Source organism: Maribacter halichondriae (assembly GCF_027474825.1).
GTDB lineage: Bacteria > Bacteroidota > Bacteroidia > Flavobacteriales > Flavobacteriaceae > Meishania > Meishania halichondriae.
Genome location: NZ_CP107030.1, coordinates 3789355 through 3804005 on the forward strand (window position 1 = coordinate 3789355; position 14651 = coordinate 3804005).

At 38.1% G+C, this 14651-nt stretch carries 17 protein-coding genes and 1 pseudogene; 1 reads left to right on the forward strand and 17 read right to left on the reverse strand.

From position 1 onward, the window contains the following. Positions 1 to 48: 48 nt before the first annotated feature. The 5 genes from N8A86_RS17640 to N8A86_RS17660 form a co-directional block, all read right to left on the reverse strand. Entirely contained in the window at positions 49 to 1230 is a 1182-nt protein-coding gene (locus tag N8A86_RS17640; RefSeq protein ID WP_273566566.1) for a glycosyltransferase family 4 protein, read from the reverse strand. A 112-nt stretch (positions 1231 to 1342) separates the two neighbouring features. Further along, a complete protein-coding gene (locus N8A86_RS17645) occupies positions 1343 to 2002 on the reverse strand; it encodes a glycosyltransferase (RefSeq protein ID WP_273566567.1) in 660 nt (219 codons plus the stop codon). Further along, positions 1999 to 2448 (reverse strand): glycosyltransferase family protein, encoded by a 450-nt coding sequence (locus tag N8A86_RS17650; RefSeq protein ID WP_273566568.1) that lies wholly within the window; start codon positions 2446 to 2448, stop codon positions 1999 to 2001. Before N8A86_RS17650 ends, N8A86_RS17645 begins: the two co-directional genes overlap by 4 nt. An 11-nt stretch (positions 2449 to 2459) precedes the next feature. Further along, positions 2460 to 3917, reverse strand: a complete 1458-nt coding sequence (locus N8A86_RS17655) for a lipopolysaccharide biosynthesis protein (RefSeq protein WP_273566569.1) — start codon at positions 3915 to 3917, stop codon at positions 2460 to 2462. A 12-nt stretch (positions 3918 to 3929) separates the two neighbouring features. After that, positions 3930 to 5066: a GDP-L-fucose synthase family protein gene (locus tag N8A86_RS17660; RefSeq protein WP_273566570.1), complete on the reverse strand. Its 1137-nt coding sequence runs from the start codon at positions 5064 to 5066 to the stop codon at positions 3930 to 3932. A 354-nt stretch (positions 5067 to 5420) separates the two neighbouring features. Between N8A86_RS17660 and N8A86_RS17665 the strand changes: the two genes are divergently transcribed. Continuing rightward, positions 5421 to 6305: a polysaccharide deacetylase family protein gene (locus N8A86_RS17665; protein ID WP_273566571.1), complete on the forward strand. Its 885-nt coding sequence runs from the start codon at positions 5421 to 5423 to the stop codon at positions 6303 to 6305. A gap of 29 nt (positions 6306 to 6334) precedes the next feature. Here N8A86_RS17665 and N8A86_RS17670 read toward each other — a convergent pair whose 3' ends face one another. The 12 genes and pseudogenes from N8A86_RS17670 to N8A86_RS17725 form a co-directional block, all read right to left on the reverse strand. After that, positions 6335 to 7348 carry a peptidoglycan bridge formation glycyltransferase FemA/FemB family protein gene (locus N8A86_RS17670; RefSeq protein ID WP_273566572.1) on the reverse strand — a complete coding sequence of 338 codons (1014 nt, stop codon included), beginning with the start codon at positions 7346 to 7348 and terminating at the stop codon, positions 6335 to 6337. Between the two features lie 37 nt (positions 7349 to 7385). Then, on the reverse strand, positions 7386 to 7994 hold the full coding sequence (locus N8A86_RS17675) for a sugar transferase (protein ID WP_273566573.1): 609 nt from the start codon (positions 7992 to 7994) through the stop codon (positions 7386 to 7388). A gap of 12 nt (positions 7995 to 8006) precedes the next feature. Next, positions 8007 to 8294: pseudogene (locus tag N8A86_RS17680) on the reverse strand (glycosyltransferase); the annotation flags it as partial. Positions 8295 to 8388: 94 nt separating this feature from the next. Beyond that, entirely contained in the window at positions 8389 to 8955 is a 567-nt protein-coding gene (locus tag N8A86_RS17685) for a glycosyltransferase (RefSeq protein WP_273566574.1), read from the reverse strand. A gap of 13 nt (positions 8956 to 8968) precedes the next feature. Beyond that, on the reverse strand, positions 8969 to 9127 hold the full coding sequence (locus N8A86_RS17690; protein ID WP_273566575.1) for a glycosyltransferase family protein: 159 nt from the start codon (positions 9125 to 9127) through the stop codon (positions 8969 to 8971). 362 nt (positions 9128 to 9489) lie between these two features. Further along, positions 9490 to 10131 (reverse strand): glycosyltransferase family 4 protein, encoded by a 642-nt coding sequence (locus N8A86_RS17695; RefSeq protein WP_273566576.1) that lies wholly within the window; start codon positions 10129 to 10131, stop codon positions 9490 to 9492. Beyond that, complete coding sequence (locus N8A86_RS17700; protein ID WP_273569095.1) at positions 10100 to 10513, reverse strand: glycosyltransferase; 414 nt, start codon at positions 10511 to 10513, stop codon at positions 10100 to 10102. The genes N8A86_RS17695 and N8A86_RS17700 overlap by 32 nt, the downstream gene beginning before the upstream one ends. 51 nt (positions 10514 to 10564) lie before the next feature. Next, positions 10565 to 10711, reverse strand: a complete 147-nt coding sequence (locus N8A86_RS17705) for a hypothetical protein (RefSeq protein WP_273566577.1) — start codon at positions 10709 to 10711, stop codon at positions 10565 to 10567. Positions 10712 to 10945: 234 nt separating this feature from the next. Continuing rightward, on the reverse strand, positions 10946 to 11830 hold the full coding sequence (locus N8A86_RS17710; protein WP_273566578.1) for a glycosyltransferase: 885 nt from the start codon (positions 11828 to 11830) through the stop codon (positions 10946 to 10948). Further along, entirely contained in the window at positions 11827 to 12036 is a 210-nt protein-coding gene (locus tag N8A86_RS17715; RefSeq protein WP_273566579.1) for a hypothetical protein, read from the reverse strand. The genes N8A86_RS17710 and N8A86_RS17715 overlap by 4 nt, the downstream gene beginning before the upstream one ends. A gap of 66 nt (positions 12037 to 12102) precedes the next feature. Beyond that, positions 12103 to 13353: an O-antigen ligase family protein gene (locus N8A86_RS17720; protein WP_273566580.1), complete on the reverse strand. Its 1251-nt coding sequence runs from the start codon at positions 13351 to 13353 to the stop codon at positions 12103 to 12105. A 245-nt stretch (positions 13354 to 13598) separates the two neighbouring features. After that, positions 13599 to 14558, reverse strand: coding sequence for an SGNH/GDSL hydrolase family protein (locus N8A86_RS17725; RefSeq protein WP_273566581.1), 960 nt, complete (start codon positions 14556 to 14558; stop codon positions 13599 to 13601). Between the last annotated feature and the right edge of the window lie 93 nt (positions 14559 to 14651).

The following is a 14651-nucleotide window of genomic DNA, read 5'->3' on the forward strand; positions in this document are numbered from 1 at the left end:
ACAATGACTCCAACAAGTCTTGCTCGAATAATAATCGATAGGTGTGTTTTAAAGGCTCGGAGCCGGTTCTACCGAAAGTGGTTTGCCAACTTTCAATAAATTTTCCATGACCTTTTCTTGATAGTACGGATTATAATACGAATCTATTATCTCGTAACATTTTTTCCGTATCTCTTGGCGATTCTCTTTGGGTGATGTCAGCCAAAGATTCAATTTGTTGGTCAAATCTTCTAAATCATCCTGTTTAAAGAAAAATCCGGATTTTCCCTCTTCCAAGGCTTCCACTTCGGGCATCTGCAAGGCAAAATTACTATGTGTACAAACGGGTGTGCCATAGCTCAGGCAATGAATTCCAGTAAGTCCAACGTTACCGGGTGATACACATAAATCAGCGGTGGCGATGAATTTTCCGATTTCGGTCTCTTCACGGCATGCCCCGTAAAAATGAATATTTTTAGAAGCACTTAGGTTGCCTGCAATCGCCTCAAGCGATTTCTTTTCAGGTCCATCTCCAATAATAAGGAGATTCGCCCTTACTTCTTCGGAGTTCAATCTATCAAATGCGTTCAAAAGAATATCCAGTTTTTTTACTTTGGTCAATCTTCCGATAAAAAATAAGGTGAGTAGTTCAGGTTTGTCAAAAAAATTAAAAACCTCATTCTTTGATAAATCCTTATATTTCTCGCGTAAAATTCTATGTTGATCATAATCCAAAGAATTAAAGACGACATGTATTCTGTCGGAGTGAAAACCCTGCTCGATCATGACCTGTTTTGAACGCCTTTCGTATACCAAATTGGCATCTGCCAGTTTGTAAAAAGTTTTCCTTAAAAAAAGCTTTAGACCTTTTTCGTTGCCATACATTCCATGCCCCCTGAATGCCAATCGTATTCCTCTTATTCGACAGATCACTGCGGCGGCCCAACTTGACACGATATTGAATTCATCCAATAATATGACCATATCCGGGCGTTCTGTTAGGCATTTGCTTATTACGCCCCTTTGCCAAAATAAGTACTTGCCCTTATACCAGAAATTACGCAGTGAATGAAATCGGTCTTGATATTCGTCAAATTCAGGAACGCTCCTATTTATTTCGGGAATTCCTATTGCCTTATTTTTTCCAAAAAAAACATGGTATTCAAAATCTTTGCTCTGAAACAAGGTAGACCATAATGCTTTTCTATAGTCTACCGAAATATTTGTAAAATGATAAATTTTGGGGATCATGATTCTAATAGTTCATTGTACTACTGAAAGGGGCAGTTTAAAAATGTAAAAATTCGCTTTTAAATTATCTTCTTAATAAAGTATAACGCAAAAGCTATTTCTTGGGTATTTCTTAAGGTTTATTTAGTACATTTCTAAATAACGAAATCCACTTTTCCGTAATTGATTTAAGGTTGTACTGGTCAATATATTTTATATTATTTTTTGAGAACTCTTTCCTTATTTCAGGATTTTCTATCAATTCATTGATTTTTTCAGCCATTTCTTGTGCGTTCAAAGGTTCGATAAGAAAACCGTTTTCGTCCTCGCGGATAATTTCGTTCGGTCCACTTATGATGTCAAAACTCACTAGAGGTAATTTGTTCGCCATACCCTCTAGTAGCGTCATCGGAAACCCTTCTGACCTTGAGGTCATGATCATCATGGCATAATCCTTATAGACATCATATATATTGGATGCATGCCCTTTTAATTCCAATCTATCTTCAATACCATTTTCCATAATCTTCGTTCTGATGCTTGCTTCACTTTCTCCACTTCCATAGATATGCCATACCCAGTCTTGATGTTTTTTCAAGACGATTTTGGCGATGTCTGCCAGAAGCTCAAAATTCTTTAGATAGGTCAATCGACCTACACTAATAATTTGTTTTGATTCCGTATCATAGTTGTGCTGTAGATTTTCTAAGGCTGCATCAATGGGGTTGTAGATTTGGACTACCTGTTTTGCCCACGTGTGTTCTTTATAGTTTTTCTGGTCATGTTGGGTCAAGGGCACCACGGTATCCGAAAAAATGCGGTTAGTCTTTTACCACCAATTGCAAAGTCATGTGCCGTACTTTCAAAAAAGGACGAATGATCCCAATAGATGAGACGTGTAGCATTGAATCGGGTCGCAAGAACGCCCAAAGGACCAAAAAGGGAACTACAACAGACTAGCACCTCTATTTGTTGTTTTTTTAGTAACCGCCTTAATTTTCGTGTGGCCTTAAAGATTCCCTTTTTCATGGGGCGGTTCTTGTCAAGTAAATGATGGTAGTTCAGTTCTTTGCTCCATCCATACCCTTCTTGTTCATAGGCACTATAACCTATTACATGCACTTCACACAACTCTGTTCTATAAAGACTTTCGGTAAGTAATGAAGTGACCCGAGCGATACCTCCTTTATTGTTGACCGATCCGAGCAGAAATGCTATTTTTAGTTTTTCGGCAGACATTTCGCTTTCGTCTAATTAGTTCTCTTTTTTGTAAACTTCCTAAAAATCCCGACCGTCTTTTGCTTGAATTCTACATATTCAGCTAGCTTCATCTTTTCATGTACGATGAGGAATAACAATATTCCAACGGCCAATTGCACGAGAATCATAGGTGTCATTTCCAAATCTAAAAAAGTAACGCTGTACATGGCTGTAAATTGCAAGATTGCAATGATTAAAAAGGGTAATATATCCTTAATCTGCTCTAGAGTGCTATATCCGATCAATTTTTTGGAATAGTAGCTGTTCATGAAATATTCGGTGAAGGCAAAGCAGATAAGACCATAAAGCACGATTTCGAGACTGAAAAAAGCGGTAAATATCACCAAGGGTACCAATATGGATTTCTTTATCACTTCAAGTCGAAGTAATAGATCCGAATGTCCCTTTACGGCCAAAAGGTTCAGGTTAAGTGCGTGCAAAGGAAGCAACATTCCCGGTACGCATAAAAGTTGAAGGTAAAAAATCGATGTTGCCCATTTTTCTCCGATCAAAAGGAGTATCATAGGCTCGGAAATTGCCGCAATAGTTGCCATTATCGTGAAATTGATCAATACACTATACCTTAAAAATTGTCTAAACTTATCTCTCAACTGTGGGATATCGTTTTGAATGGAGGATAAAATAGGGAAGCTGATACGTCGTATGGCCAAGGTAATGTTCGATGAAAAAGGCGCTTGAAATTGATTTGCACGGGTATAGTAACCTAATGCGGCGGTAGAAAAAGCTTTGCCAATTAAGAAAAAGTAAATATTCGAGTATAGGGAACTCATCAATTCAGCTATTAATAGTTTGTAGCCAAAATTGAAGAGCGATTTAAAACTTTCTTTTGAAAATACAAAGCTGGGATACCATGTACTGAAAATCCAAAATAAGATTGAAGTTAGGCCTTGTCGTATCAAGGTCAGTGCGATTAAGCTCCAAACCCCAAAACCCTTGTAGGCCATTATAATGGCAATCGTTCCAGCGATAATCGAAGATGCTATGGCAATTATAGCTTGTGTCCTGAAATCGAGTTTGATGATATATAAAGTCCGTTGTATTACCGTAAACGAGTTGATGATCAAGGCAATTCCGCCAACAATTAAGAGACTTGGCAACAGGGGTTCCTCGAAATAAACCCCTATAGGTTTTGAAAAGATGACCAATAATGCATAAAGTGCAACCCCGATGGCCATGTTGGAGTAGAAAATAGTATTATAATCCTTGTCCGTTGCGTCGATTTTGCGGATCAAGGCACTACTTAAACCTCCATCGATAAGTGATGTGGAAACGGCAATAAAGGCTGTAACAATGCCGACCAGACCAATTTCTTCAGGACTCAATAACCTCGCTAGAATAATACCGATTACGAAAAGCAACCCTTGGCTAAGAATGCCCTCGACGACCGTCCAACTAAATCCTTTTACCGCTTTTTCCTTTAATGACATATTTGGTTTTGGCTAATTCATGCTTTTTAAAAGCATTCCTAACGTATTAAATCTACTTTTTAAGGGATTTAGATACCAGTTATATAGGGTTTTGATTCCTCGTTCTAAACTCATTTGGTGACGCCATCCCAAGGCTTGTAATTTTGAAACGTCGTTTAACTTCTTTAAAGTTCCGTCCGGCTTGTCGGTATTAAATCGAAAAGAGCCCTTAAAACCGATTTCAGATCTGATGATTTGTGCTAAGTCTCGAATTGAAATATCCTTCCCCGTTCCTACGTTGATATGCGTGTTTTTAATTTCACTTTCACCTTTCTCATAAGTGTCGTCAAAATTCAATTTTTCCATAATAAAGACACATGCGTCAGCCAAGTCTTCGGACCACAGAAATTCACGCATCGGCTTTCCACTTCCCCATATCTCGACTATCACATCTTTTTCATTTGATTTATGTAAACCGTATTTTTTCAATACTCGCAGTATTTCATTTTTCGTTGCGGTACCATCCACTCCTTCAATGGGCAGCTTTGTCAAGTCTTTTGAAATAGTGTCCCAATCATTGTTTTCAAGTGCTTTGCCTAGATGGATTTTTCGAATCAACGCAGGTAAAACATGCGATTTTTCCAAATCGAAATTATCGTTCGGCCCGAATAGGTTGGTCGGCATAACAGAAATAAAATTGGTGCCGTACTGAAGATTATAACTTTCGCAAAGTTTTATACCTGCAATTTTAGCTATGGCATAAGGTTCATTGGTGTATTCAAGTTCATCGGTCAAAAGATACGTTTCGCGAATGGGTTGTGGGCTATTCTTAGGATATATACAAGTGCTTCCTAAGAACAGTAATTTCTTCACTCCATTAAGATAACTTTGGTGTACCACATTGTTCTGGATCATTAAATTATCGTAGATAAATGCTCCGCGATAGGTATTATTGGCTACAATACCTCCTACTTTGGCAGCGGCCAAAAATACATACTCAGGCTTTTCTTCTTTAAAAAAATTGGAAACGGCGGCCATGTCGATAAGATCAAGTTCGGCATGTGTTCGCATTACAAGGTTCGAATATCCGTTCTGCCCTAAGGTTTTAACTATGGCACTTCCCACTAATCCGTTATGGCCCGCTACGTAAATTTTAGCATTTTCATTCATGCCTTTCCGAAATAGTTTGAGCTGTACGCAGTTGTATCGAAGGAATCATAATCATAAGACAAAATTTGACGGACACTTGTGTAGCATGTTTTTTTGAAGATACCTAGGTAATTCTTTCTTCAGTATTTTAACTGTAAACACTAACGACAGGAATATTAAAAAGTTTATGGTCTTGAACCGAATTTTGTGCAAATATCCTCAAATTATGATGAAAGGTCTGCAAATTGTTGATATAATACATAGTATGTACTCTTTAGTAACTACATAATAATCGTTAACGGCCTACCGCCCGAACTATAGCAGTCAATAAAATGCTAATTTTGTAGTTATGGTATTGAACAAAATATGTTTGATTTGGAATACATTACAAATTTTAGAGACGTAAAAAAACATTGGGGTACTACGCTCAGGGGTGGAGTGCGTGAGATGGTACTTGACGGTCTCGCGATGAAGAACGAGCTTTCTAACTATGAAAAATGGTATTTGAAACCAAGAATCCAATTTTTGTTCATTCATCACATTTTTGAGGATGAGGAGAAAAACTTTGACCTTGTTTTAAAAGAACTGACAGAACACCATACGTTTATCTCCCATTCCGAAGCGGTAGAACGCCTTCTTACCGGGAAGGTGGACAAACCTTATATTTCGTGGAGTTCTGACGATGGTTTCAAAAACAATTTGGTAGCGGCAAGAATATTGAATAAATATGGTGCAAAGGCAATCTTTTATATAAATCCCGAGACCATAGGGGTAAAAGATGTGAACAAGGCCGGAGAATTCTGTCTGAAAAAATTGGATATGCCACCGGTCGAGTTTTTAAATTGGGATGAAGTCCAAGAACTTTTGAACCAAGGCCATGAAATCGGTTCACATACCATGGCCCATGATAACATCACTAAGATGACCTTAAACGAGGTAGAGGACGATTTATCGCGCTCAAAGGAAATTCTGTCCAAAAGATGCGGCCCCGTGGGTCACTTTGCCTATCCGTATGGGCGTTATAGTGATTTTAACAAGCAAGCTCTCGAATTGGTTTTTAAAACAGGCTATGAGTCGTGCTCGACGGGGGAGCGGGGATGTCATGTTAGCGATGGTTCTTCTATCGAGAAGGAGCAATTGGTGATACGTCGTGATCAGATTATCGCATATTGGAAGTTGGGCCACATGAAATATTTTATCGCAAACGGCGCCAAGAAAGCGGTATTGGAAAACAATTTTATTCCTGAGGAGTGGAAGTAGTGACACTACCATCCGCAAACTTTCAAGATTCATTTTCGATATAAGGGAAAAAAGGCTGATTCGTATTTACCTGCTATATTCTTTGATAATTCGGCATATATTCTCTGGTCGACAATATATTTCCACACCTTAAAATCACGATGGTCCTTCGAAAAAGAGGCCTTGAAATTGAAAAGGGAATCTTCCCTGCCTCCGAGTCCGCCGCCTAAATTGAAAATTTCATAACCTTCTTCGGTGGCCCGAAGGCGCATCTCGTCAAGAAATAGATTTGCAGGCGCGATGTCGAGGTAATCGGTTTTGCTTCCAGAAAGGTGGAATTGAATAATATTCTTTGTTTTAACGAACATCGAGGCGGCTACTGCCAGTTTATCCTCGTTATGGACCACTAATAGAATATCAGTATCGAAATCGTCGCACTGTAAGAAATTATGAAAATATTCCCTTGAAAAATAATAATCCTTTGTAGCGGACAGGCGATCCATATTTTCATAGTAGATATCTATGAACGTGTCTATATCTTCAACGTTCTTCGCTTTTTTTACAGTGCATAGTCTACGGCACTTGTTGGTTCTGTTTTTTGTGCTTTTACCATATTGTGCTCGTTGTACGTCAACATCTTGGGTAAGGTCAATATTGACTACTTTACCGATGGTAGGTGTTTCGCCCAATCCGTTTAACACAGATTCTTGGAGTTTTATATAAGGATGTAATCTCGAAAAGACACTTACGATTTTCAATTCGGCAAATTTTTCGCTCAGGGCCTGAACGAAATTTTTGTTGTCAAAACCTTCTTCTAAACCTTTGGTCAAGGGTCCTGGATACCCATACACCGATGTGAAGTCAAAAAATTCGGTACCTTCAATGGGTCGCTTCAATAAGGGAAGTGCAATTAATTTATCATCTTCTTTGTACACCAATAAAACGGGTGCCTCGTTTTCTTTTTTTGAAATGATATGGTAATCATAGGTATGATAGAAGTCGTACGATTCAAATCGAGCTATTTGCGCTTTCCAAAGATTTCCTTCGGTGATTACATTGACCATAAGACCTAAAACTTGTAATTGAACGAGTTATTGTAGATTATTCTTTGGATCCGGTAAAAAATGGCATGGTCACCTCTTCACTGGCCGATATTCCTTCCGACTTGAAAACTTTTGAAACCGTTTTCATAAGTATTTTCAAATCAGTGGCAAAACTTAGATTTTCGACGTACCAGACATCGTACTTGAATTTTTCTTCCCAACTGATGGCGTTTCTACCGTTGACCTGTGCCCATCCGGTAATGCCGGGTCTTACCAAATGCCTTTTGGCCTGCTCTTGATTGTAGAGGGGCAGATACGCTATTAAAAGCGGCCTCGGGCCTACAATGGACATTTCACCCCTTATAACGTTCAGTAGCTGCGGAATCTCATCAAGCGAAGAATTACGGATGAATTTTCCTATCGGGGTCATGCGTTCATGGTCAGAGAGAAGGTTTCCTTGCGTATCCTTTTTATCGTTCATGGTCTTGAACTTTAAAATGCTAAAGATTTTCTCATCCTTACCGGGTCTTTTTTGCACAAAAAATGGCGTGCCTCGATTGGCAATCAATAACATTAACGTAATGGCCAAAAAAATAGGGGAGAGCATGCATAGTGCAAAAAGGGCCATAAGAAAATCCAATATGCGTTTTACGCCATTCTTGTACATCGACTTAATGTTTTAATGAATGCGTATTTTATCATAGACCTTCAATGTCTTTTTGGTCATTACCGGAATAGTATATTCCTGTAAAGCTTTTTGCTTTGCATTTTTCGCCAGTTCAGATCTAAGACCGTCATCATGGATCAATTTTTCCATGGCCTTAGTGAATTGTACTGCATTTTCATTTTCAAACAGCAATCCGGTTACCCCATCTTCGATTTGCTCATAGGCACCTTCCGTATTGCTTCGAATAGGGCAACAACCGCTCATCATGGCCTCTAGTGTCACTAGGGAAAAGATTCCATTCGTGAGGGTAGCACAAAAATATCGAAAATATCGTAGAACGGTTTTGGATCTTCGAAAGGTACCATGGTAAAAAAGGAATCGATATCAGCGTCCTTTACCATTTTTTGAAGCCATTTGTTCTCTTCGCTTCCCGGTACTCCCCCAAAAAGATGAAATGTATTTTTTTCTTGGTTTCCTCTGAAAGGTTTTTTAACGATTCAACCAGAATGTCACAGCCTTTGCGCATGGAAACGCTTCCAGCATAGCCAATGATCAATTTATCCACATTAATATTGAGACGGTGCTTTAGTTTTAGTTTTTCCTCTTGAGAAATAGATTCGCCGTAACGGTCCGAGACACCGTGGTGAATGAGCGTTATGTTTTCATCTTCCATACCAAAGACCCTTTTGCTAAACTCATACGATTCATTGCTTATGGCAATCAAATGTGTTGGGTTTTTGAATTTTAGATTCCGCTTGAGATAGAGAATGTGTATTGTGGTCGTGAATTTTTTCCGCATCAACCATGGTATGAATGTCATATACGGCGATTGGGAATGTATGACGTCAGGGTCGAATTCTCGAATATCCCGTATTATCTTGAAAATGGAAGTGACGGATTGGTAGGCTCTTAAAAATTGATTGCCCCTGGGTGTTCTAAATTCTTTTATAACGACGCCCAATTGCCTGAATTCATTATAAAAAAAAATCGACCCTTTCGGTGGCATCTTTAATTTTCCCCCCGGTGATAAGACAAACCTCATGGCCCATATCAATAAGACCTTTTGATAAATCTATGGTATGGGTGGTAACACCGGTCTGTTCAATTCTACTTAGCAATAATGCTATCCTCATCGTAGGTATTTACTGTTTAAGGTTGGTCGGGGAATCTTTAATTTACCTTGCTAGCACAAAGTAAGTATATTCAAATGTAGATAGAGGGGCATTCTAGACCAAAGGTGATGATTTTTTGTTTAAAGACAAAAACAGATACTCATTATAGAAGTAATTCACAAAAATTAATGACAAAAGAAACAATTAGGGAAGGGCCTTTGTCTTTTGGTCTGGGTGCTCGGGAATTATCTTTGATACAGGTTCTACGGAACGAACCTGAGGTCAAACCTGATTAAATGTCAGAATATAGTGCACCATATCTTTTAGGCAATCAGATTTTAAGAAGTCGAAGGAATTATTGTACCGTTATCTTTAAAAGATTACTAGGAAGGTTTTTTAGCTATACCTCCTGTGATGTTCAGGGCACTTATAACATTCACAAACTTCGAACATAAAATAGATTTATCATATTCGGTCTCCGCTAAGATTCGGGCATTTTTGCCCATGGTTTCGAGTACTTCAGTGTTTTTCTTTAAAAACCTGATTTTCTCAGCCATATCGTCTGGATCCTCTCCATCGACATAGACCCCACAATGATGCTCCTCAACCATTGTTTTGGTCCAACCCGGGGAATTGACAATAATCGCCTTACCGGCAGACAATGAATCAAATAATTTATTAGGCGAATTGGTAGACAAAATGGGAAGATTCGAAAATGTGACCAAAGAGACATCACTAAAGTTTACGATTTTTGAAAGCCTGTCCATAGCTATATTACCGAAAAAATGTAAATTGATAAGTCCATCTTCTTGAGACATTTTACGAAGTTTAGGCTCCCAGAATCCACTACCCATAAATAGAAATTCTACATCGTTGTCGTTTTGTAGACGTTTTGTGGCTTCGTATATATATTCCATGGCGTTTGCTGCTCCCATAGCACCAAAATATACCACTTTGAAAGAATCACGTTTCAGCCCCATCTCTTTCATCAGTTCAAAGTCTTTTTTCGCGCGGCCAAAAAGCATCGATTTTACTCATGTTCGGAATCATGGATACTTTTTCTTTATTTATTTTTTGATCAAGTACACCATCGCGCATACCTGGAGACAGCGCTATGATATGTTTCGCATTTTTATAAACACTTCTCTCGAACCATCTTGCCAAACCGATGAGAAATCGGTTTTTTAAAGCGCCCATTTGAATGGGTACTTCGGGCCATAGATCACGGACCTCAAATACATAAGGAATTCTTTTTATCTTTTTTAGTACTAAGGCGGGGAAACCCACCGTCAGTGGGGTAGAAGTGGCAATGACTAGATCAATATTTTTTTCTTTCCATGCGATGGCCAGAGATTTGAGCATGAATCTGACAAAAGAAAAAACGTCTAAGTACCCCCATGGCGTTATGGTAGGGTACGTTCACATAGATTACCTTGATACCGTCAATTGTCGATCGTTCTATTTCGGTCTCCATCTTTTTTCAGACGTGGTCAACATGATGACTTCATGACCGGCTTTGATCAATTCTTGACTGATCCAGTACGACCGGGTACCTCCCGGTTCATAAGGTGTTCTGAAATATTGATGTATGTAGAGTATTTTCATACGTGTTCAAGGTTCTTGGGGAACGCCTGCAAATATATGGGTCTTGAATTTAACGGCTATATTTTAAAGATGACCTGCGGCTTCCTTATACAAAAGGAATGAAATAGTGATGAGTATTCATTTAAATTATTTGTCATATGGTGTCTTAACGAAGAAAAATAATGGATATTTTAAAGGCGAAGGTAATTCCTGATTCAATACTGAAGTTCCCCGAAGTACCTAAAAGCAATCCCGCTAAAGTGAATTGAAGAGTTCAATCCAGATTTGTTTGATTTTGGACATTTCGAATTTAGGTAGAATTTCATCTTGGGCTTCCGAAAAAGCAACTCGTTTTTCGGTATTTTTTATAAGTTCATCGATGCGAGAAGACATTTCTATAATATTCAGTGGTTCAATAAGATAGCCGTTGTCTCCGTTTTTTATAATCTCATTGGGGCCGGTGGCAATATCAAAGCTTATTAGTGGTAGTTTACAGGCCATACCCTCGATTAGGCTCATCGGAAAACCTTCAAAACGAGAAGTCATCACCATAAGACCATATTCATTTATAATACTATAAAGGTTGTTCGATAATCCCATTAGTTCCAGTTTGCCCTCAAGACCATTTTTTTCTATTTTCTCTCTGATTTCTTTCTCGTCATCACCAATACCATAGATATGCCATTGATAATCGGGGTTTTTATCCAAAACGATTTTTGCAACATCGACCAATAACAAAAAGTTCTTAGGATAGTCCAATCGCCCTACACTTATTATTTTTTTTGAAGATGGATTATAGTTTCGATCTACCTCGAGCAATTTGGGGTCGATCGGGTTATAAATATGAACTACTCTTTTGGCCTTGGTCTCGTTTCTATAATTCTGCTGATCGGCCATTGTTAAACTGATGACGACATCGGCGAATCTAGCCGTAAACTGCTCACTAAAGTCCTTGAACTTGTTCAGTACGGGTGCCTTAAAACTTGAATGTGACCAAAAAACGAACTTGGTTTTCTTGAATCGGGTCGATAAGGCACCTAAAATACCGACAAGGTCGCCGCAGCTCACCAAAACATCAATATCGTTCTCATTTAATACTTTCCTCAGTTTGGGCGCCGCTCTAAAGATTCCTTTCTTCATTGAAATTCGCTCCTCAGGTATGAGATTATGAAAAGTCGATCTTTGTGCCAACCATAGGGTGAATCTTGGTGTTTTTGAAAACCGATGATGTGAATGTTGAATAAATTACATTCACATAGGGCATTGGTAACCACAGAAACCGCTCTCGATATGCCTCCGATAGTTTCGACTTTGGTCAATAGGAATGCAATATTTTTTTTAGACATACGGTTTGATGAAAATATCGAATTAACAGAGGGCCGTTTGGCTGAGACCTAAACTGACATAATACCCTAGGATTCTAAAATAGGTTCTTTATTTGAAATCGGTTCTACCCTTTTTTGCGCGAACTGGGCCATGACGCGATAGTTCATCGAAATAACCATAAAGAAATACAAGGTCGAGAACGAGAATTTGTAAAAGGGATAGAAATTATTGTATACGTAGAACATCAAGAGGAATAATATATTTATTTTGATGATTCTATTTCTTTTATCTTTTTTCCACATCGACCAGGCATTTCTAAATGGGATAACAAATAGGAAAAATAAAAGTACTCCTCCGAATATTCCCTGTTCCGCTAAGATTTCCACATAGGAGTTATGCGAAAATTGACGGGCCGAAGTGTAAAAACGTACTTGACCGAGCCCCACACCGAGCATCGGGTTTTGCAGAAAGGCATCTATACTTTCTTCGACTAAAATTTCTCGACTTTCTTTTTTCGAAACTGAACTATCAACCCTGTCCTTGATGTTGGATTCCTCGTAAATCGCTATGAATTGAGTGGCCATGATATAAAAGGCTCCAACCACCATAAGAAATCGAGCAGGTTTAATAAAAATATTCTTGCTCTCGACCTTATGGATAAAAAACCAATAACATATGTTGCTGGCCACAATAAGTAATAAAGCTGAACGAGATTGGGTAACGAAGCCGACAATTAAAAATAGTACTGGGAGCACGACTAACAATGCCACTAGCAAGGCATTTCTATAGCGTTGGTGTAGGTAAAACAATGAAAAATTAGCAAAAAAACTATAGTAAGAATAGCTATTTGCGTTCAAAAGAAAACGGTCTCGGTCTCCCGAGCTAGAAGCAAAATTCGAAAAAGTAAAGTCTTTTTCGATATACATAATATAGATGAGAATCACGATTGCAATGATATAGCCCACATGGAAGTAGAAAAAATAATTCTTCTTTTTATTAAGGGCCAAGGGAATGTAGGCGGCGACTACCGCACCGGCAAGGCCACTATAACCCTGCATCAACAGCTCGTAATCAATATAGTTGAAAACGGAAAAAAGACTAAGTACCAATATAAGAGTAAGTACCAAAAGCTCTCTTTTGTTGCCCTTTGTCTTAGGTAACTCGATAAATAGAGAGATTACGAATAAAATCGGCAACAGAACGAATGTCGTTACTTTTTCGAGATTAAAATAAGGACCAAAGGCCAATAAGAACATAATCGTAATAATGATAAGAATACCTAGAAAAAGGTTTCCTTTCGGTGCATCACTTAGGGGCGTAGTTTTTAATTTGGTCATTAATTATGTTGAATATGGTGCTTTTGCCAGTTTATGATTTCCAAAAAAATGCGGTCGAACATCGCACAAAAATCCTGAACAATATTAACCAAAATAGATGGAATAGATGCTCTCGTGAAATTAGCAATAAATCCCTGAAATTTTTAAATGAAAAATGTAAGACGTTTTTCGTATTAAGAACAAAAAAATAATGCATTTATTGTTTTATAATCAACTGTTGATTCGATGAGGATTTCGGTATGGTCTTACAAAGGACGATTTTGGGCCACAGTCTTAATTTTTTCACTTAATTTTTTAGTGAATAATTCGGCCCCAGTTTTGTTCAAATGCTGTGAATTGTAAAAATACGTTCTATTCAGTGCCATTTCATCCTGCGAAAAATCAAAAAAAGCAATGTCATACTTCAGGGAAATCGTCTCATAATAAGCTATTATTTCATCGCGATTTCTGACAAAGCTTTGAAATTCATGATACACCGGTGGATATATCAGTATCATTTCAGTGTTGTTATGGATAACATCTTCAATGTAGGTTTCGAATAAATCGCGGGATTCCTTATCAAGTTCGAATCTTACGCCATTCTCGTTCGCTTCTTTGAATTTTTCAAAAGAACCGTCCCAAGGGATATCATTGGCTAGATAGCCCTTGTAAAGAGGGGATGTTGCGAAATGTATATTAAAATAACTAAAAAAACCATCGACCACTTCTAATGGATATTCAGCATATTTAAGCATTGGTATATGATAGTCCAATATCGAAAAATCATCATATCTCTTCGTGGTGGAATATATTTTTTCTTCATTGAGGTAGGGTGCGAATTTGATATGATTATAAAGGTTGTTCCCGGTGGTCGTTAGAGTTCCGTTGCTCACAACCTGAACTACTATTTTCGGGTTCTTGTTATGTTCTTTATAAAAATCAAACACCATTTTTTGTGCTGTAAAATTATTTCCATCGAGACCTAGGTTGAAAGAATTTAAATTTAGGGCCGAATCCAAAATTCGGGGATCGACCTGAACGTAGGCCTTAGAACTACCATTTACAATGAGGTCGGCATTGATTTTACCATGGAACAATTGGGTAAGATTGTCGTACATTACCATATTACTTTTTCTCAACCCTTTGGTAACGATTTTATCCAAGAAATAGCATATGCCTAGCGAAAGTAGGCCAAGCAGGATTATGTTCTTAATGAATTTATGCATGAATATTGTGTGAGTTAGAATTGAAAATAAATAAATTGTTGAGGGTCGCCTTTGAGAATTATAATAGTCAGGATGATAGCAATGTAAAAAAAC